The sequence below is a fragment of the Streptomyces sp. NPDC111628 genome (genome assembly GCF_055635195.1).
The window spans coordinates 1326058-1344469 of the sequence record NZ_JBVKBZ010000002.1; the positions used below are offsets into that span (position 1 = coordinate 1326058).

The following is an 18412-nucleotide window of genomic DNA, read 5'->3' on the forward strand; positions in this document are numbered from 1 at the left end:
TGGCACGCACTCCCCCACTGCCCCAAAGGCGTGGGAGGTACCCCCAGCGGCGTTGTCGTCGGTTGCCAGGGCTCCGCCCTGTCGCCCTCCTCCGCCTTGCAGCTGCACGCTCCCCCACGCTCGGCTTCGCTCGCGCGGGAGGGGCCCCCATCGCCCCCGCTCGGGTCGGCCACAAGGCACCGTCTCCCGGAGCCGGCCTGATCCGGACGACACCCCCAGGGCCTGTCCGCAGGAGCGGCCGGCGTCGCCCGCGGCGTACCGGCTCCGTCGGCTCCCGCCGTGCGGGTTCAGCCATTCGGGCCCATCCTTGAAGCCGGGCCACGAAGCCCACAGACCGACCCACCGGGAGGTCCTGTGATTCTGCTCGCGCTGCTTCTCCCAGTCGTGATGATGGCCTTCCTCTTCGCCGCGGACGCGCTCGAGGATCTGATCTTTCCGCCCCCGGCGGCCCCGGACGAGGACGCCCCGGCCGCGGACATCGCCCGGACGACGTCCCCCTGACCGGAGTCGGGCCGGCCGAACGGGAGGCGGACCGGGGGAGGCCGCGGTCCGCCTCGGGTTCCGGGCGCGGCCCGGGACGGCGGGGCTCAGCCGTCGCTCGTGGTCACCTTCACCTCGTCGACCACCAGTTGCTGCGGGAAGGTGGTCGAGCCGTCGGGGTCGCCGGGCCAGTAGCCGCCGACCGCGAGGTTCAGGATGAGGAAGAACGGCTTGTCGAAGACCCAGTCCTTGCCGCCCAGGTCGGCCGGCGTACGGGTCTGGTAGACGTTGCCGTCGACCGACCAGGTGATCCTGTCCGGCGCCCAGTCCACCGCGAAGGTGTGGAAGGCGTCGGCGAACGCCTCGCCGTTCGGCAGCGTGTAGGCCGCGCCGATGCCGCCCGAGCCGGAGTAGCCGGGGCCGTGGATGGTGCCGTGGACCGTGGACGGCTCGAAGCCGACGTTCTCCATGACGTCGATCTCGCCCGAGTTGGGCCAGCCGACCTCGCCGATGTCCTGGCCGAGCATCCAGAACGCGGGCCAGATGCCCTGCCCGCGCGGGATCTTCATCCGGGCCTCGACGTGGCCGTAGGTCGCGGTGAACCTGCCGGAGGTGTTCAGCCGCGCCGAGGTGTACTCGCAGGTGCCGTACCAGCACTGGTAGTTGCCCGGGTTCTCGCGCCGGGCCTCGATGACCAGATTGCCCTGGCCGTCGAGCTTCGCGTTGTCGGTGCCGGGCGTGTAGTACTGCCGCTCGTGGTTGTTGACGTTGTCGCCGGTTTCGAGCTGCCACTTGGAGGTGTCGACGCCGGATCCGGCGGGTCCGTCGAAGGTGTCGGAGAACGTCACCGCCGCGGCGGTCTCCGGACCGCGCTCCGCCTGGGCGGGTGTCACCGCGGCGGCCGCGACCAGGGTGGCGGACAGGGTGGCGAGCAGGCAACTGCGGAGCAGTCGTGGGGAGGCCATGTCTCTCCCTTTCGTGGGCCCGCTCCCACGGGGCGGGAGCGGGCGCGGGGTGGGGGGATGGTGGTGCGTCGGTTCGGGCGCGGGTGGGGCCGGCCCGGTCAGTCGAAGGACTCCAGCGTGATCGCCGCGTCCTTGGGGTCGCCGTCGTGCACCAGCGACTCGTGGTTGCCGACGTCGTCGAAGGCGAAGGCGTACGCCTGGCCGTCGCGCATCTGGGCGTGGACGAGGCGGGCGTAGTGGTTGGTGACGTCGTCCTGGTAGAAGCCGGAGGCGTCGGCGTCGGGCTGCTGGGAGTTGGTGAGCAGCGTGGAGCGGTTGTACGCGGCGCACAGTGTCCGCGAAATGGGGCCGCGCACCTGGTCGTTGGGGGCGTCGAGCTTGTTGTAGCAGCCGAAGACCGAGTCGGAGTCCGGCTTCTCGAAGGAGGTCACCACCGCGCCGCTGCCGTCGGTGAAGTCCATCTTGCCGCCGTTCACCTTGCCGAAGTACTTCGTGTCCGGCTGCTCCTTGAACGGCGTCACCGTCAGCGTCTCGGAGGCGTACTTGCTCCAGACCCGGTCGATGTAGTCGTCCATCACGCCGGCGGGCAGGTCGCCGGAGCCGATGCCGTGCCCGGGGGCCAGGACGCGCAGCGGCGAGCCGTCGCTCCGCGTCTGGACCAGCCCCTGCCAGCCGCCGCCCTGCTGGGTGAGACCGTCGGCGACCGCCTTGTACCCGCCGGGCTTCAGCGAACCGGTCTGCTTCGTGGAGCCGTCGCCCGCCGTCAGGCCGACGGAGTAGGGGGCCGAGAACATGTCCACCTGGGTGGAGTTGATCCACAGCCCGGAGTCGTTGAGCGTGTACTCGGTCCAGTTGAACAGCGTGTCGTGGTTGGGGTCGGCGGCGTTCTGGACGGCGGGCTGCACGAGGCCGCCGTCGGCGAGCCGGAAGTCGAGCTTCTGGCCGTACGAGAAGTAGACCCGGCCCGAGAACTTCGGAAGCTGAACGGTCTTTGACCCGCCGTTTGCGGGCCCCTCGAACGAGGCGTCGGGCGCCGGGACGGGCGGCGCGCCACCGGCCGGCCAGGCGTGGAAGGCGCCGCTCTCGTCGGCGTATCCCTGTTGCCCCGAGGCGAGTTCGGTGCCGATCACGTAGACGTAGACCTGTTCGGCACTGCCGGAGTCGTTCTTCAGGGTGAGCGGGATGGTGTCCGGCACCGCCGACGCCGGTTCGGCCGGCCCGACGACGACGGCCACGGCGCCGATCGACGCCGCGACGGCCAGGGACGCCGTCAGCTTGCGTGGGGAAAGCACACGGTCCTCCTTGGTGTGGGGGACTTGCAGCGTTGTAGTCCTTCCCTGTGCATGTCAACTAGTTGAACGAGATCAATCGGAAGAAGGCGCTCCAGGTTCGGAAGGTGAAGCGGGGTGCGCTCATTGACATGTCCGCTATTAATTACTCAGGGCGCGAGGGACCAGCGCGGCGCCACTCCGGCGAGCCCGCAGACCAGGAAGTACAGCGGAAGGGGCGCGGTGTAGGGCGAGTCGCCGTCGGGGCCGTGGACCAGGCGCGGCCCGGCCGGGCGGCCGCCGGGCCGCGGCCGGGTCCAGGACGGGTCGCCGACGACGTAGTGGGTGCCGGACGGCCACGCGATCCCGATGTCGGATCCGGAGGGCACGATCCACCACCAGCGCCCCTCGTCGGCGAACACGCAGCCCGCACGCGGAAGACGTGCCAGGATGCGTTCGCCGTGTGACGCGGAGGTGCCCACGGCGTCGTGCCCCAGGTCGGCGCGGAGTCCGGCGGGAAGGCTGAGCGGGGCCGGGCCCGGACGCCGTCGGCGGGGCGGGCGGGCCGCGGCGCCGGACGAGCACGGGCGGTCACGGACGGTGGCTGCGGACGGACGTGGATCACGGGTGTGCTGCAGGTCCATGGGGGGTGGTCCTTTGGCCGCGACGGACGGCAGGAGAACGTTGTCAGGCGAGATCGCCCCATGGGTGGGGGACGGGTCTCCAGCAGGACGGTCCTGGTGTGAGGGGTCGGGAAGCGCAGGGGGCGGTGAAGCCACTGTGTCATCCGTCAACAACCCTGCGCAACCAGCAAGTTGAAATTTGCAGCGGACCGGAGGCATGCTCCTGCGGCGGGGCGGAGCCCGTGACAGACTGGCGTGTCCGGGCCCGGGCGCGGGACGGCGAAGGGGAGACGGTGTGACCGCGGAGACCGACTGGGGCGGAGCACCCTCCGTGCTGCGGATGATCCTCGGCAGACAGCTGGAGGAGCTGCGCACCCGCGCCGGTCTCACCTTCGAGCAGGCCGGCGAGGCGATCGGCGTGAGCCACTCCACGATCCGCCGGCTCGAGGCGGCGAAGGTGGCCCGGCTGCGCCTCCCGGACGTCGAGAAGCTGCTCCAGATCTACGGTGTCCGCGACCAGCAGGAGATCGACACCTTCCTGAAGTCGGCGCGGGAGGCGAACAAGCGCGGCTGGTGGCACACCTACCGCGACGTCATGCCGGACTGGTTCGCGGCGTACCTGAGCCTGGAACAGGCGGCCCTGCACATCCGCGCCTACGAGGCCGGTTTCGTGCACGGCCTGCTGCAGACCCCGGCCTACGCGCGGGCCCTGCTGAGCGCCGGCAACCCGCACGCCTCCTCGGTCGACACCGAGCGGCGGGTGGCCCTGCGCATGCGGCGCCAGGAGATCCTCACCCGCACCAGTCCGCCCCGCCTGTGGGTCGTGATGGACGAAACGGCCCTGCGCTGGCCGGTCGGAGGCGCCGAGGTGATGCGGCAGCAGGTGGACCATCTGATCGAGGTGGGCAGGCTGCCCCACGTGACACTCCAGATCATGCCGTTCGCCGCGGGCCCGCACCCCGCCATGCGGGCCGGCGCGTTCGACCTCTTCCGGTTCCGGGCCCCCGAACTTCCCGACATCGTCTACCTCGGCGGCCTCGTGGGCGCCGTCTACCTGGACAAGGGCGACGACGTGGTGGTCTACCGCGAGGCCCTGGACCGCCTGGGCGCCCAGGCGGTGCCGGCCCGAGGCACCGAGGAACTCCTCGGCGCGCTGCGCAAGGAGCTGTGAGGACTTCCCCTCGTACCGCACAACCCCACGGAGAAAGGCGAACGATGTCCGACAGCGGATGGCCGGCCGACCGGATCGACACCGAGCACGCGCACTCGGCCCGGATCTACGACTACATCCTGGGAGGGAAGGACTACTACCCCGCCGACCGCGAGGCGGGCGACGCGATGGCCGGGGAATGGCCCGCCCTGCCCGTCCACATGCGCGCCAACCGGGACTGGATGAACCGCGCGGTGCGATGGCTGGCCGAGGAGGCGGGGATCCGCCAGTTCCTCGACATCGGCACCGGCATCCCCACCTCGCCCAACCTGCACGAGATAGCGCAGTCGGTGGCCCCCGAGTCACGCGTGGTCTACGTGGACAACGACCCCATCGTCCTCACCCTGTCCCAGGGGCTGCTGTCCAGTACGCCCGAGGGCCGGACGACGTACATCGAGGCGGACTTCCAGCGTCCCGAAGCCGTCCTCGAATCCGACGAGTTCCGCAGGACACTGGACCTGGGCAGGCCCGTCGCGCTCACGGTGATCGCGATCGTCCACTTCGTCCTGGACGAGGACGACGCGGTCGGCATCGTCCGCCGCCTCCTGGAGCCCCTGCCCGCGGGAAGCTACCTGGCCATGACCATCGGCACCGCCGAGTTCGCCCCCGAGGAGGTGGGCCGGGTCGCGCGCGAGTACGCGGCGCGCGACATGCCGATGCGGCTGCGGACCATCGACGAGGCGCACGAGTTCTTCGACGGGCTGGACCTGGTCGCACCGGGCATCGTCCAGGTCCACAAGTGGCATCCGGACGGCAGCGGCGAGCAGGGCATCCGGGACGAGGACATCGCGATGTACGGGGCGGTGGCCCGCAAGCCGTGACGGCCCCGAAGCCGTGACTGCCGGGCGAGCCGGGCGGTCCGCTCAGATGACGCGGAACAGGTCGGCGGCGGCGTGGACGTCGGTGAAGTCCTCGACGGAACGGAGGTTGTCGCACAGGGCCTCGAGGACCGAGCCGGCCGCCGCGACGCGCGGCGAGCCGACGCCCACGCCGAAGACCCGGAAGCCCAGCCGGCGCTTGGCCTCGTTCCAGCCCCGCATCCACGCCTCGGTGACACCGCAGTCGTCGTCGGTGAGCATCACGATGTCGCCGCGCGTGCGGGCGGCGTCGTCGAACTCCGCCTCGAGCAGTTCGCCCGCCGCCGACAGGGGCCGCTCGTAACTGGTGCCGCCGCCGAGGAAGGTCTCCGCGAAGTCGAGGGTACGGGCGAGATCGGCGGGTTGGTCGGCCGGGAACCGGAAGACCTGGAGCCGGTCGGCTGCGGAGAACACGATGCCGACGAAGTCCCGCCCCGCGTGACGGGCCTGGTCCAGCAGGGCCAGCGCGCACGCCTTCGCCCAGGCCTCCCGGGTGATGCCGCCGGGCCCCGCCTCGTACATGGAGTGCGAGGTGTCCACGCAGGCGATGACGGCGCCCCGGCCGGTGGCCTGTTCCCCCTGGCTGTCGTAGAGCATCAGCTCTCCGGCGGCGTAGCGTGCGGCGAACACCGCCCGCAGTTCGGGCAGTCCGAGATTGGCCAGCTCGGACGGGATGACCCGGGAGAGGTCGTCGCCGAGCGTGACCCCGATCAGCTCCCCGGTGGCGTTCTCCACCTTGCGGGCGCGTTCGCCCTCGGCCATCTGCCGGAAACGGCCGATCAGTTCGGCCCACCGGGCGAGACGTCCGGTGCGCAGCCGCTCGGCCAGCCGGGCGCGTTCCTCGAACGGCATCCGCTCCAGCTCGCCGGAACCGACACCCCAGGCCCGCATGAGTGCGGTCTCCTCCCGCGCGGCCGCCGCCGACTTCGCCACCGCGCCGCGGGCGGCGGCACGGACGCCGGGAACCGCCACGGCGAGCGACCGGGCCGCGTCGGAATGGGCCCGTCTCCCGGCGGCGTCCGCCTCCTGGACCGCCCGTCGTACGGCGTCGGCCGCCGGTCCCGGCACGGTGCCGTCCTCGTCGGCCTCGTCGGCGGCCTGCCGGAGCGCCTCGGCGACGGCGTCCGCGGCGTCCTCGGCCTCCCGCCCGGCCCGCTCCGCCCGCTCGTCCCGGTCCCGGGCGGGCCGGGAGTCCGCCAGCATCCGGCGCAGCGCGCTGCCCTGGACGAGCACGGCCATGGCCGCGGCGTACGGGTCGCCGGCCGTCTCCCGGTGCAGCTCGGCGAAGTCCGGTGACTCCAGCAGCGCCGCGAGGAGACGGTGGTTGACCAGCCGGGAGGGCTCCAGCTCGGCAGGCTCGCGCAGCCGCGGGGCGGTCTTGTAAGCCGCCAGGAAGACGTCGGTGAGGAGGTCGGCCGTGTGCGCGTGGTGCTCGCCCAGCTCGTCGGCCAGCTCGCGCAGCGCGGGCGACTGCTCGTAGGTGTCGCGCCAGGCCATGCGGTCGAAACGGTCCGCGGCCACGGCCCCGGTGTGCCGTGCGGGGGCGCCCCCCGACCGGGCCAGCCACGTCCCGGCGCGGTCCGCCAGCACGTCGAGCCGGCTCGCCGTCCCGGCCCCGTGCGTGTCCGTGTTCTCGTCCACGGTGCCGTCCGCCGCGGTGCTCAGAGCTGGGCCTGGACCGTGCTCGCGTCCACGCCGAGGGCCTCGGTGAGCACCCGGGCGCGGACGGCGCGCTGGCGGCCGGTGACCCGGTCGATGGCGGTGGTGGAGCGGCCCGCGCCCACCGCCTCCGCGCGCAGTCTCTCCAGCCGCTTGCCCGCCATGGCCAGCTGGTTGTGTGCCTTCTTGATGACCCACTCGCTCAGGGCCTCGCGGGACTGCCCGGCCATCGCGTCGAGCTGGGCCTCCAGCTCCTCGATGGTGTCGGCGAGGTCGAGCGCCTCCTTGGCGTCCGGATTGACCAGGTGCAGTACTTCACGCTCGACCGTCGGGCGTTCGGCGGGAGAGTTCCACAGCACGTGGGTCAGCACCGACAGATCGCTCTCCGTGACCGAGGGACGCCCGTCGAGGTACGCGGACGCCTGGAGCAGGCCCACCGCCTGTCGCCAGCGGCGGTCGGAGGCGATCAGCTCCTTGCGGCGCAGGGCGGCCCGCAGCGTGCACACGGCGTCCACGATCCCGTCGGGCACCTCCACGGCGGGGACGGCCTCGGCCACGGCGTGCCGCAACGCGGCCAGGTCCACGGTGGTCCGCTTCGGCGTGGCCGGGCGGCTGACGGCGGAGCGCACCAGAGCGGCGAAGTTCGACGGATCCTCCAGGTACGTGACCTCGATCCGCACCAGAAGCCGGTCGTAGATCGCGGCCGAGTCCTCGCCGTCGGGCAGCTCGTTGCTCGCCGTGATGGCGCCGATGAGCGGGCAGCGGACGGGCTCACCGCCGCTCTCGGGGTGGTAGATCCGCTCGTTGAGGTAGCCCAGCGTCTCGTTCAGCGCCGCCGTGGAGCACTTGAAGATCTCGTCGATGAACGCGACGTGTGCGGTGGTGGCGCGCCCTTCGTAGACCTGGCGGTACTCCCCGCGCGCCAGCGCGGCGACGTCGACGGGCCCGAACATCCTCGTCGGCGCCGTGAACTTGGACAGCAGGATCTCCCAGTAGGACGCCCCCACGATCCGGCCCGTCAGTTCCCTGGCCAGCTCGGACTTCGCGGTTCCCGGCGGGCCGAGTATCAGCGAGTGCCGACCGGCCAGCAGCGTCACCAGCAGCGTCCGTACGACGTCGGCCCGTTCGTAGAAGCGGTCCGACAACTCGTCGCCGATCGCCCGGAGCCGCTCGGCCGTGTCCTGGGCGGCCGGTGCCTCCTGCGGGTCCTTCTGGCCCATGGCCGACTCCTCCTGTGGCGGTCCGGGTGGGCTGGCGGATCAGAGCCTATCCCGCACAAACGTCCACTTCCCCGCCGTGCCCCCGGTCGGTACCTCGGCCCGCGCCGCGGTGGTGCCATCGACCAGACTGTGCGCCATGAACCACTTCCTCTCGCCGTCGGCCCGCTCCGTGTCGGCCGTGACCGCTTCCGTCCTGGCGGCCTGCTGCCTCACCGCGTGCTCCGGGGACGGCGGCGAGGCGCCGGCGGCCATCCGCGTCAACCAGGTCGGTTACGTGGCCGGCGAGAAGAAGTTCGCCTATGTCATGGGCGACCGGGACACCTTGGCGGACGCCGGGTTCGAGGTCCTGGACGAGCGCGGCGACACGGCCGGGCAGGGCACCCTCGGGCCCTCCCTCGGCGGCTGGAACGACACGTACACCGCCGTGCGCACCATCGACCTCTCCTCGCTGCGCCGCACCGGCACCTACCGGCTGCGTCTGGTCGGCGCGGGCGGTGACCCCGAGGTCCGCTTCCGGGTGGCGCCGGCGGGACGGTTGCTGGACCCGCTGCGCGCGGACGGCGTGCGCTTCTTCGGCACCCAGCGGGACGGCGAGGACGTACTGGCGGACGCGACCGGGCGGGAGCCCTCGCACCTGACCGACGAGCGGGCGCGTGTCTACGAGCCGGCGGGCACCGGTCCGCCGGCCGAGGTCGGCGGTCCCGTGGACGTCTCGGGCGGGTGGTTCGACGCGGGCGACTTCCTGAAGTTCACGCACACGACGTCCTACGTGGTGGCACAGATGCTGAGCACCGTCCGCGACACACCGCCGGTGCCCGGACTGCGGGAGGAGGCACGGCACGGTCTGGCCTGGCTGGACCGGATGTGGGACGGGAAGACGGGCACGCTCTACGCACAGGTGGGGCTCGGGTCGGGCGGCCAGGAGGTCCGCGGCGACCACGACGTGTGGCGGCTGCCCGAGCAGGACGACCGGCTCACCGCGCGACCCGGGGACCCGGACTACCTCCTCAAGTACCGGCCCGTCTTCCGCGCCAACGAGCCCGGCGAGCCCCTCAGCCCCAACCTCGCGGGCCGGGTGGCCGCGGCCTTCGCCCTCGCCGCGCAGACCGGGGCCGAGGACCATCCGGCCCAGGCCCGCGAGTGGCTGGACAAGGCGGCCGCCGTCTACGCACAGGCGGACACCCGGCCGGACGCCGGGAAACTGGTCACCACCGTGCCCGCCGACTACTACCAGGAGCACTCCTGGCGCGACGACATGGAGTACGCCGCCGTCGAACTCTCCCGCGGCGCCGACGCCCTGGGCGACGCGCGAGCCCAGCGGTGGCGCGGCGAGGCGGTCGGCTGGGCCCGCGCGGCCCTGCGCGAGGAGCGCGGCGGCACCCTCGGCCCCGGCGACGTCAGCGCCCTCGCCCACACCGGCGTGCTCACCTCGGCGGACCCCGACGCCGACCTCGCGGGCGCCCTGGAGGCGGACCTGAGGCGGCAGGTGGAGACGGGGAGAAAGCGCGCGGCCGAGGACCCCTTCCGGTCGGGCGTCATACCCACCGACTTCGACGCGGTACCGAACACCTTCGGGCTGCTCGCGACCGCCGAGCTGTACGCGCGCGTGACCGGCGACCACCGGTACGACGACTTCGCCGCGCAGCAGCGGGCCTGGGTCTTCGGAGCCAACGCCTGGGGCACCAGCTTCGTCGTGGGCGCCGGCGACCTCTACCCGCACTGCCTCCAGCACCAGGTCGCCAACCTGGCCATGAGCCGCACCGGCCGCGGTGACATCCTGCGCGGCGCCGTCGTCAACGGGCCCAACGACGCGGACCTGCTGAAGGAGCCGGACGCCTTCGACGGGAGCCGGCCCTGCTCCTTCGCCCCGGAGGGCGGGCCGTGGTCGCGCTACGACGGTCACGGCGCGGGCTATGTCGACGACGTGCGGGCCTGGCAGACGGTGGAACCGGCCGACGACTTCACCTCGACGGCCCTGTACGCACTCTCCCTCACCGTCGCGCGGTCCTGACGCGAAGGGGGGACACCGCCCGTTGTCCGTGTCCGAGGCCGGGTCAGGACGTGGTCGGCCAGGTCCGCAGCAGGACGTCCAGCGCGTCGAGGATCTCCGTCCAGCTCTCCTGCGAGCCGGGGGCGCTGTGGCTGAAGCCTCCCGAGGCCTCCAGACCGACGAAGCCGCTGAAGACGCTGCCCAACAGCCGCACGGCATGGGTCTGGTGCGGTTCCGCCAGGCGGTATCCGCGCAGGATCGCCCGTGACATCTGGGAGTGCCGGACCCCGGCACTGGAGGCCGCCGCCTCCGCGTCGAGGGGGAACTGCGTGGCGGCGAAGCGGCCCGGGTGCTCATGGGCGTAGTCGCGGTAGACGTTCGCGAACGCGGTCAGCGCGTCCTTGCCGGCCCGTCCGGCCACCGCCTCGGAGGCCAGGTCGGCCAGCTCCTCCAGGGCGAACAGCGCGATCCCGGTCTTGAGGTCGTGGGCGTTCCGCACGTGCGAGTACAGGCTCGCCGTGCGGACACCGAACCGCCGGGCCAGCTCCGTCGGCGTGGTGCGCTCGAAGCCGATCTCGTCGGCCGTCTCGGCCCCGGCCCTGATCAGGCCCTCGGTCGTCAGCCCTACCCGAGCCACACCCGTCCTCCGCATCGCTCACCCGGCAACCGGGGAAGATTATGAGCTTGCCTGACATGACTAGGCAAACTGGGCGTCCCGGTATTCGCGGGCCGCCGTCATCAGGGCGTTGAGCGCGTCCCTGGTGCGGATGAGGTCGGCGATGTGCTCGCTCAGCCGGTCCCGCTCCTGCGCCATGCGCTCCAGCGCCGCGTCGGAATGGGCCTCGCTGGGCGCGTCCACGCAGGGCAGCAGTTCGGCGATGGTCCGGCTGGACAGGCCCGCGGCGTACAGCCGCTGGAGGAACCTGACCCGCTCGACCTCGTGCTCCGTGTACTGGCGCTGGCCGCCGGCGCTGCGCGTGCTCGCCAGCAGCCCCTGGTCCTCGTAGTAGCGCACCGACCGGACGCTGACCCCGGCCCGAGACGCCACTTCCCCGATGCGCATGCCCTGCTCCCTGCTGTGATCCGCGGCACACATACTTGCCTCTGACGTCAGTGTCAGGTTCTAGCGTAGCCGTCGTGCCCGAGATCCGGGCCCGCGGACGACCAAGGAGTCCTGACATGACGTCCCTCTTCGACAGTTACCGGCTCGGCGACCTGACGCTGCCCAACCGGATGGTCATGGCCCCGATGTCGCGGGTGCGTGCCGCCGAGGGCGGCCTGGCCACGCCGTCGATGGCCACGTACTACGCCCAGCGCGCCACCGCCGGACTGATCGTCTCCGAGGGAGTGCAGCCGAGCCTGGTCGGGCAGTCCAACCCGGGGACGCCGGGACTGCACACCGACGAGCAGGTGGCCGCGTGGCGCCCCGTCACCGCCGCCGTGCACGCCAACGGCGGACGGATCTTCGCCCAGATCATGCACGGCGGCCGCGTCTCGCACCCCGACACCACGGGCATGGTGCCGGTCGGTCCCTCGGCCGTCCCGGCCGTCGGGGAGGTGTTCACCCCGACCGGCCCGCAGCCCGTGCCGATGCCGCGCGCCCTGGAGACCGCCGAAGTGCCGGAGCAGGCCCGGTCCTACGCCGGGGCAGCGCGCCGCGCCGTCGACGCCGGCTTCGACGGCGTCGAGCTGCACGGTGCCAACGGCTACCTCATCTCGCAGTTCCTCTCCTCGAACGCGAACCTGCGCACCGACCGCTACGGCGGCCCGGTGGCCCACCGGATCCGCTTCGCCGTCGAGGCCGTGTCCGCGACCGTCGAGGCCGTCGGCGCCGACCGGACCGGTATCCGCCTCTCCCCGGCGGGCACGTTCTGGGGTGTCGAGGAGGCCGAGGTGCTCGACCTCTACACCGAGCTGCTGACCGAGCTGGCGAGCCTCGGGATCGCCTACGTCCACATCGAGGCCACCGCCGACGAGGACCTGCTGGTCGCCCTGCGCCGGGTGTGGCCGGGCACGCTCGTCATGAACCCGGTGCTGCCGATGGGGCCCAAGCAGACCGGTCGCGACGACGCCGACCACTGGCTCGGGCTCGGGGCGGACCTCATCAGCTTCGGCCGCGGCTTCATCGCCAACCCGGACCTGGTCGAGCGGCTGCGCACGGGCCTGCCGGTGGCGCCGGTGGACGAGGCCACGTACTACCAGGGCGGTGACGCGGGCTACCTGACCTACCCGGCGTACCAGCACACGGCCTGACGCACGCCCGGGGTCGGCTCAGCGGTGCCGTTAGCATGTTCGAACTCGTGACGATCCGTACGAGTGACCTATTTGTCCGACCCCTAGCAAACGGGCCAAACAATTGAAAACCCTACCGACACGAATATCCTCGCGAAGAGACCGCGGCCCTCTGTCCGCCGCGCTGCGTCGGCCGCGGGTCCTGCTGTGGACCGCGGCCGGCGTGGTGACCCTCGGTTTCCTCGTCGCGCTGGAATTCGCCGCGCGCCACTACGGCGTGCGGGGCCCGATCACCGAGCAGGCGCGAGAAGTGGTCTTCGCGCCCGCCTCGGGGCCGCTGCTGTACGCCGGCCTCGCCCTGACCATGGTGGTGCTGACCTGGCGGCAGCGCCTGGTCGCGGCCGGTGCCGCGATCGGCATCGACGTCGTCTTCTGGCTGGTGCGCTGGGCGGCCGGCGCCGACATGAACTTCGGCAACGGCGCCCTGTGGGTGGTCCTGGGCTGCGCGGTGGTCGCCGTGACGCGCCGCGAGGGCGGCGAGCGTGCCCTGCTGCTGAAGGGCGTGGGGCTGGGGCTGCTCCTGGTGGCCGGTCACAAGACGGGCGACACCTGGCTGCTCATCACCTCGGAGACCCGCAAGGCGGTGCTCGACCCGTACGTGGCCACCGCCGACCAGGCGCTCGGCAACCCCTCGTGGCTGGTCGGCCGGTTCGTCGAGGCCACCGAGCCGGTCGGCGGCCACGTGCTCCACCTCGTCTACGGCCAGCTTCCCCTGGCCGCCGCCCTCGTCGGGCTGTACCAACTGCGCCACGTGGCGTTCGAGCGCCGGTTCCCGAGCCACCACCTGGTGCGGACCTTCCTCGTCATCGGTCTGCTCGGGCCCGCCGTCTACATGGTCTTCCCGGTCGTCGGACCGGTCTTCGCCTACGGCGCCGACGGCGGCCAGTGGGCGGTGGCCAACCTGTGGCCGCACACGCTGCCGCCGACCGGTGCGCCGCACCCGATCCCGTTCGACGACATCACCCCGCGCAACTGCATGCCCAGCCTGCACACGGCGTGGGCCACGACGCTGTTCGTCCACTCCCGCAGGGGCTCACGGGGCATGCGCTTCGCGGGCACGTTCTGGCTGGTCGCCACCCTCACCGCGACCCTGGGCTTCGGCTACCACTACGGCGCCGACCTCGTCGCCGGCGTGGTCTTCGCGCTCACGGTCGAAACCGCGATGCGCGCGTCCGCGCGGGGCTGGGACCGTGCGGCCGTCCGGCTGGTCGCGTACGGCACGACGGTGTTCGCCGTGCTCCTGGTGTCCTACCGGTACCTGCCGGTGGAGATGGCCGAGCACCCGTGGGCCGCGGGGCCGCTGCTTCTCCTCGCGATGGCCTCCGTGATCCTCGGGTACCTGCGGACCACCCGGCGGTGGGAGGCGAAGGCCGTGCCGGCGCGGCAGCCGGAACCGCCGCGCCCCGCGGAACCGCAGCCCGAGCTGGTCTGAGACCCGGAAGGACCGGGGCTACTTGAAGTAGTGGCCCTGCTCCAGGTCCTCGACGAGCCCGGGCTGGACGGGCTCCCACCCCAGCAGCTCGCGGGTCAGGACGCTGGAGGCCGCGCGGTTGGCGGCGAGGGGGCCCGCCAGCCAGCCGAAGTGGGCGTCCGCGTCCGCGGCCGGGACCGACACCACCGGCAGGCCCAGCTGCCGGCCGACCACCTCGGCGAGGTCCCGAACCGGCAGGCCCTCCTCCGCGACGGCGTGCAGCGTCGAGCCCGCGGGAGCCTTCTCCAGCGCGAGGCGGAACAGGTGCGCGGAGTCGAGACGGTGCGCGGCCGACCAGCGGTTGGTGCCGTCCGCGAGGTACCCGGAGACGCCCTTGTCGCGGGCGATCCCGATGAGCGCCGGTACGAATCCGTTGTCCCCCTCGCCGTGATTGGTCGGCGCCAGCCGCACCACGGAGGAGCGGACACCGCGGGCCGAGAGGGAGAGGGTCAGTTCGGCGGTGACGGCCCGGATGTGCTGGGCGTCGCCCCGGGCGGCCGCGGCCCGGTCCACGTCGTGACCGTCGTGTTCGGTCGCCACGTGCCCGGGAATCGCGGGCGTCCCGGACGCGATCGTGAACGGCCGGTCGGACCCGGCGAGCGCCTCGCCGATCACCTCGACGGCCCGCCGGTCGGCCTCGCCGGCGCCCTTGAAGTCGCCCGAGAACGCGATGTCGTGCTTGAAGGCCAGGTGGACGACCCCGTCCGAGTCGGCGGCGGCCCGCCGCAGGACGTCGAGGTCGTCCAGGGTGCCCCGGACCACGCCGGCCCCGGCCGCGGCGAGTGCCTCGGCCGAGGCGTCCGAACGGGCGAGTCCCACGACCTGATGACCGGCCCCGATGAGCTCGGGAACGACGGCTGAGCCGATCCAGCCGGAGGCGCCGGTGACGAAAACACGCATGAGATTCCTCCAGGTATGTCGGTATGCGGCGACTGCCCGTCCGGGATCGAGTGCGGGTGCGTGCGACGAGCGCGGCACCGGGACCTTCGATGACAGCCGCTGTCATCGAAGGTAACACGCGATGTCAGCGACTGTCATCGCTGGCCCTCAAGGAACGCGCCGCGGTGCCGAGCGACGCATCAGCGCGAGGTCGTCGCCCCAGACGTCCAGCGTCGCCGCGTGGCCCGGCTCGCGCGCGTCCCACCCCGGCAGCGGGAACCGGTCCGTTCCCACTCCAGGTACGTGCGCCCGCCGAGCCGGTCGACAAGAGGGCGGTCACTCCGTCCGCGGCGGCCGAGGCCACCGCACCGCAGATCAACGCACGCCCGGATGCCGGCAGCCCGAGAAACGGGGCGTGCGCCGGTCGGCGCACGCCCCGTCGGAGCGGAGAACCACGGGAGGACTCAGGCCTTGTCCTGCATGGACTGCCGGGCCGGATTGCGCTGCTCGGCGGCCTTGAAGTCCTTCTCGCCCGCCTTCGCCCGCACCCCCTTGGCGATGCGCTCGCCGATGGTCCTGTCGATGTTCGACCAGTACTCGAAGGCCCGTTGCAGCACGGGTTCGGTCACCTCGTTGAGGAGGTGGTCCACCACGTTGTCGACCAGCCGGTCCCGGGCCGCGTCGTCCAGCACCTCGCGCACCAGGGTGCCCGGCTGCCCCCAGTCGTCGTCCTCGGCGTGGCTGACGTAGGCCGTGCGGGTGATGGACCCGTCCGTCTCCCAGCTGGGCGGCGTGCCGAAGTGCTCGGTGTCGGCGGCCGGACCCCCCTTGGAGTTCGGCGCGTAGACCGGGTCGGTCGTCTTCCGGTAGGCCATCGCACCGTCCTTGGAGTAGGTGCGGACGTCGACCACCGGGGCGTTCACGGGAAGCTGCTGGTAGTTCGCGCCGATGCGGTGGCGGTGGGCGTCGGCGTACGAGAAGAGCCGGGCCAGCAGCATGCGGTCCGGGCTCGGGCCGATGCCCGGGACCAGGTTGTTGGGCTGGAAGGCCGCCTGCTCGATCTCGGCGTGGTTGTCCGTCGGGTTCCGGTCCAGCGTCATACGGCCGACCGGGATCAGGGGGTAGTCGCCGTGCGGCCAGACCTTCGTCAGGTCGAACGGGTTGAACCGGTAGCCCGCGGCGTCCTCGTACGGCATGACCTGCACGTGCAGCGTCCAGCTCGGGAAGTCGCCGTCGCGGATGTGCTCGAAGAGGTCCCGCATGTGGTAGTCGGTGTCGGCCGCCGCCATCTGGTCGGCCTCGTGCTGGGTGAAGTACTCGATGCCCTGGTCCGTCTTGAAGTGGTACTTCACCCAGAAGCGCTCGCCCGAGGCGTTGATCCACATGTAGGTGTGGGAGGTGTAGCCGTTCATGTGGCGCCAGGTGCGCGGGATGCCGCGGTCCCCCATGAGCCAGGTGACCTGGTGCGCGGATTCCGGCGAGAGCGTCCAGAAGTCCCACTGCATGTCGTGGTCGCGCAGGTTGCTGTCCGCCCGGCGCTTCTGTGACCGGATGAAGTGCTGGAACTTCATCGGGTCCTTGACGAAGAACACCGGCGTGTTGTTGCCGACCATGTCGTAGTTGCCCTGGCTGGTGTAGAACTTCACCGCGAAGCCGCGCGGGTCGCGCCAGGTGTCCGGGCTGCCGCGCTCGCCCGCGACGGTCGAGAAGCGGGTGACCAGGTCGGTCCGCGTGCCCGGCTGGAAGACGGCCGCCTTGGTGTAGGCGCTCACGTCGTGCGTCACCTCGAAGTGGCCGAAGGCGCCGCTGCCCTTGGCGTGCGGCTGGCGTTCGGGGATGCGCTCCCGGTTGAACTGCGCCATCTGCTCGATGAGGTAGGCGTCCTGGAGGAGGACCGGACCCGCCGGGCCCGCGGTGAGCGAGTGTTCGTCGCTCTCCGCCGGTGCGCCGGAGTCCGTGGTGGTGGCAGGCGGGGTGTCCGTCATGAGACTGCCTTTCGTCGGGGAGTGGCTGACGCTCAGGGGCCGCGCGACTCGGACACGGGGCACGGGACCCTCTTCGCCCTGCCCGGCAGAGCGGATCCGCCGACGCCCGGGCCGTCCCCGGGCCCCCGGCCCGCGCGGTTCCCGCCGCACGTGTGCCCTGGAGCGGCCGCGCCAATCGGATGCGGATGCGGGTGCGGGGACGGACCGGGCAGGGGGGAGGAGGGGGCGGAGTCCGTCGGCCCGTCGGCTCGTCGGCCGTGCCGCGTCCCGGCGCCGGGACGCACCGCGTGCTCGCCCATCCGTCCAGGCCTTCCGGAGTGCCGTCGTCCGTATCAGTCTCCGCCGCCGCCCGGCCCCCGCAAGCGGAGCGGCCGACGGGTGCGGGGGCGGCGGGACGCGGGGGCGGCGGGTGCCGCGGTGGGGACGGCGGATCGGCACCTGCCCCGCCACCCCGTCACCCCGTCACCCGCGCCGGCCGGACGGCTCGGCACGCAGCACCCGGCGGACCGCGGCGCGCAGCCAGTGGTGCGCGCCGTCGGAGGTGTGCCGGGGGTGCCAGGCCATGCCGATGGCCACCGGCGGCAGGGGCAGCGGGATGTCGAGAAGCCGCAGTCCGAGGACCGAGGCCTGTTCGGTGAGGGGGCTGGGTGAGGAGTCGCCGTCCGGCGCGGCGGGCACCAGCGCGACGACGTCGGTGCGGGCGGCGAGGGACAGTGCGGCCAGATGTCCCGGGAGGACGACGGCGACCCGGCGGCTGAGGCCGTGCTCGGCGAGGGCGGCGTCGACCGGACCGTCGAACCGGCCGCGGCGGCTGACCGCGACGTGCTCGGCGGCGGCGAACCGCGCCGGGGTCAGGGGCCCCTCGGCGAGCGGGTGGCCGGGCCGGACGGCGGCCGTCATCCGCAGGGTGACCAGCTCCTCGACCCGCGTCTCGGGATCCACGTGGTCGATCGCCCCGACCTCCAGGTCCACCCGGCCGTCGCGCAGGGCCGGTCCGGCCTCCAGTTCCTCGGCCCGGAACCGCAGCGAGATCCCCGGCGCCTCCTGCCCGGCCAGCGTCAGCAGACCGGCGGCGAGGGCCGCGCCGACCAGGTCGGCGGCCTGGAGGCTGAGGGTGCTGCGCAGCGTGGCCGGGTCGACGCCGGTGGCCGGGGTCAGCAGCGCGCCGAGCCGGTGTACGACGGTGGCGGCCTCGTCCCGCAGGGCCAGCGCCCTCGGGGTCGGCACCATGGTCTGCCCCGCCCGGACCAGCAGGGGGTCCTGGAGGATCCGCCGGAGGCGGCCGAGGGTGCGGCTCATGGCCGCGGGGGAGGTGCGCAGGCGGGCGGCGGCGCGGGTGACGCTCTGCTCGGCCAGCAGGGCGTCGAGCGCCACGGCGAGGTTGGCGTCGATGACCGGCGCGATCCGGTCTGTGCTGTTCACCAGTGTTATTCCGTTCCGGGCAACAATCCCTTGCTGAAGTTCCCATTGTGGCAACATCTCGTGGCTCCGCAGGATGTGGGCGTACCCGAAC

At 72.6% G+C, this 18412-nt stretch carries 16 protein-coding genes; 6 read left to right on the forward strand and 10 right to left on the reverse strand.

Going from position 1 to position 18412, the window contains the following annotated elements:
- The first annotated feature begins 354 nt into the window (after window positions 1–354).
- Window positions 355–501: a hypothetical protein gene (locus ACZ7MF_RS13680; RefSeq protein WP_109032326.1), complete on the forward strand. Its 147-nt coding sequence runs from the start codon at window positions 355–357 to the stop codon at window positions 499–501.
- Between the two features lie 86 nt (window positions 502–587).
- Here ACZ7MF_RS13680 and ACZ7MF_RS13685 read toward each other — a convergent pair whose 3' ends face one another.
- From ACZ7MF_RS13685 to ACZ7MF_RS13695, 3 genes are all read right to left on the reverse strand, one after another.
- The gene (locus ACZ7MF_RS13685) at window positions 588–1445 is read right to left on the reverse strand and encodes a glycoside hydrolase family 16 protein (protein ID WP_471476822.1); all 858 of its coding nucleotides are present in this window, start codon (window positions 1443–1445) and stop codon (window positions 588–590) included.
- A 98-nt stretch (window positions 1446–1543) separates the two neighbouring features.
- Window positions 1544–2737, reverse strand: a complete 1194-nt coding sequence (locus ACZ7MF_RS13690) for a glycoside hydrolase family 64 protein (RefSeq protein ID WP_471476824.1) — start codon at window positions 2735–2737, stop codon at window positions 1544–1546.
- Between the two features lie 146 nt (window positions 2738–2883).
- Window positions 2884–3357, reverse strand: a complete 474-nt coding sequence (locus tag ACZ7MF_RS13695; protein ID WP_388519949.1) for a hypothetical protein — start codon at window positions 3355–3357, stop codon at window positions 2884–2886.
- A gap of 274 nt (window positions 3358–3631) precedes the next feature.
- Between ACZ7MF_RS13695 and ACZ7MF_RS13700 the strand changes: the two genes are divergently transcribed.
- Together ACZ7MF_RS13700 and ACZ7MF_RS13705 are read left to right on the forward strand one after the other, a co-directional pair.
- Window positions 3632–4507, forward strand: a complete 876-nt coding sequence (locus ACZ7MF_RS13700) for a helix-turn-helix domain-containing protein (RefSeq protein ID WP_471476826.1) — start codon at window positions 3632–3634, stop codon at window positions 4505–4507.
- A 44-nt stretch (window positions 4508–4551) separates the two neighbouring features.
- A complete protein-coding gene (locus ACZ7MF_RS13705) occupies window positions 4552–5367 on the forward strand; it encodes an SAM-dependent methyltransferase (RefSeq protein ID WP_471476828.1) in 816 nt (271 codons plus the stop codon).
- 42 nt (window positions 5368–5409) lie between these two features.
- Here the strand turns inward: ACZ7MF_RS13705 and ACZ7MF_RS13710 are convergent, their stop codons facing one another.
- Window positions 5410–6900, reverse strand: coding sequence for a vWA domain-containing protein (locus ACZ7MF_RS13710; protein WP_471477234.1), 1491 nt, complete (start codon window positions 6898–6900; stop codon window positions 5410–5412).
- Window positions 6901–7064: 164 nt separating this feature from the next.
- The gene (locus ACZ7MF_RS13715; RefSeq protein WP_471476830.1) at window positions 7065–8282 is read right to left on the reverse strand and encodes an AAA family ATPase; all 1218 of its coding nucleotides are present in this window, start codon (window positions 8280–8282) and stop codon (window positions 7065–7067) included.
- A gap of 136 nt (window positions 8283–8418) precedes the next feature.
- Here ACZ7MF_RS13715 and ACZ7MF_RS13720 point away from each other — a divergent pair, with 136 nt between their 5' ends.
- Window positions 8419–10293, forward strand: coding sequence for a glycoside hydrolase family 9 protein (locus ACZ7MF_RS13720; protein ID WP_471476832.1), 1875 nt, complete (start codon window positions 8419–8421; stop codon window positions 10291–10293).
- 43 nt (window positions 10294–10336) lie between these two features.
- Here the strand turns inward: ACZ7MF_RS13720 and ACZ7MF_RS13725 are convergent, their stop codons facing one another.
- Window positions 10337–10909, reverse strand: coding sequence for a TetR/AcrR family transcriptional regulator (locus tag ACZ7MF_RS13725; RefSeq protein ID WP_471476834.1), 573 nt, complete (start codon window positions 10907–10909; stop codon window positions 10337–10339).
- A gap of 60 nt (window positions 10910–10969) precedes the next feature.
- Window positions 10970–11335: a MerR family transcriptional regulator gene (locus tag ACZ7MF_RS13730; protein WP_361009088.1), complete on the reverse strand. Its 366-nt coding sequence runs from the start codon at window positions 11333–11335 to the stop codon at window positions 10970–10972.
- Window positions 11336–11451: 116 nt separating this feature from the next.
- Between ACZ7MF_RS13730 and ACZ7MF_RS13735 the strand changes: the two genes are divergently transcribed.
- A complete protein-coding gene (locus tag ACZ7MF_RS13735) occupies window positions 11452–12525 on the forward strand; it encodes an alkene reductase (protein WP_471476836.1) in 1074 nt (357 codons plus the stop codon).
- Window positions 12526–12706: 181 nt separating this feature from the next.
- The gene (locus ACZ7MF_RS13740; protein ID WP_471477235.1) at window positions 12707–13996 is read left to right on the forward strand and encodes a phosphatase PAP2 family protein; all 1290 of its coding nucleotides are present in this window, start codon (window positions 12707–12709) and stop codon (window positions 13994–13996) included.
- Window positions 13997–14014: 18 nt separating this feature from the next.
- On the opposite strand, the gene ACZ7MF_RS13745 is transcribed toward ACZ7MF_RS13740, so the two are convergent.
- From ACZ7MF_RS13745 to ACZ7MF_RS13755, 3 genes are all read right to left on the reverse strand, one after another.
- Window positions 14015–14935 (reverse strand): SDR family oxidoreductase, encoded by a 921-nt coding sequence (locus ACZ7MF_RS13745; protein ID WP_471476837.1) that lies wholly within the window; start codon window positions 14933–14935, stop codon window positions 14015–14017.
- Window positions 14936–15378: 443 nt separating this feature from the next.
- Window positions 15379–16899, reverse strand: a complete 1521-nt coding sequence (locus ACZ7MF_RS13750) for a catalase (RefSeq protein WP_471476839.1) — start codon at window positions 16897–16899, stop codon at window positions 15379–15381.
- Window positions 16900–17361: 462 nt separating this feature from the next.
- Window positions 17362–18321 (reverse strand): LysR family transcriptional regulator, encoded by a 960-nt coding sequence (locus ACZ7MF_RS13755; RefSeq protein WP_471476841.1) that lies wholly within the window; start codon window positions 18319–18321, stop codon window positions 17362–17364.
- Window positions 18322–18412 lie beyond the last annotated feature (91 nt).

Excerpts from the sequence above, each read along its gene's own strand:
- ACZ7MF_RS13685 (WP_471476822.1), bottom strand. The coding sequence starts at position 1,445 with ATGGCCTCCCCACGACTGCTCCGCAGTTGCCTGCTCGCCACCCTGTCC.
- ACZ7MF_RS13695 (WP_388519949.1), bottom strand. The coding sequence starts at position 3,357 with ATGGACCTGCAGCACACCCGTGATCCACGTCCGTCCGCAGCCACCGTC.
- ACZ7MF_RS13705 (WP_471476828.1), top strand. The coding sequence starts at position 4,552 with ATGTCCGACAGCGGATGGCCGGCCGACCGGATCGACACCGAGCACGCG.
- ACZ7MF_RS13710 (WP_471477234.1), bottom strand. The coding sequence starts at position 6,900 with ATGGCCTGGCGCGACACCTACGAGCAGTCGCCCGCGCTGCGCGAGCTG.
- ACZ7MF_RS13715 (WP_471476830.1), bottom strand. The coding sequence starts at position 8,282 with ATGGGCCAGAAGGACCCGCAGGAGGCACCGGCCGCCCAGGACACGGCC.
- ACZ7MF_RS13720 (WP_471476832.1), top strand. The coding sequence starts at position 8,419 with ATGAACCACTTCCTCTCGCCGTCGGCCCGCTCCGTGTCGGCCGTGACC.
- ACZ7MF_RS13730 (WP_361009088.1), bottom strand. The coding sequence starts at position 11,335 with ATGCGCATCGGGGAAGTGGCGTCTCGGGCCGGGGTCAGCGTCCGGTCG.
- ACZ7MF_RS13735 (WP_471476836.1), top strand. The coding sequence starts at position 11,452 with ATGACGTCCCTCTTCGACAGTTACCGGCTCGGCGACCTGACGCTGCCC.
- ACZ7MF_RS13745 (WP_471476837.1), bottom strand. The coding sequence starts at position 14,935 with ATGCGTGTTTTCGTCACCGGCGCCTCCGGCTGGATCGGCTCAGCCGTC.
- ACZ7MF_RS13750 (WP_471476839.1), bottom strand. The coding sequence starts at position 16,899 with ATGACGGACACCCCGCCTGCCACCACCACGGACTCCGGCGCACCGGCG.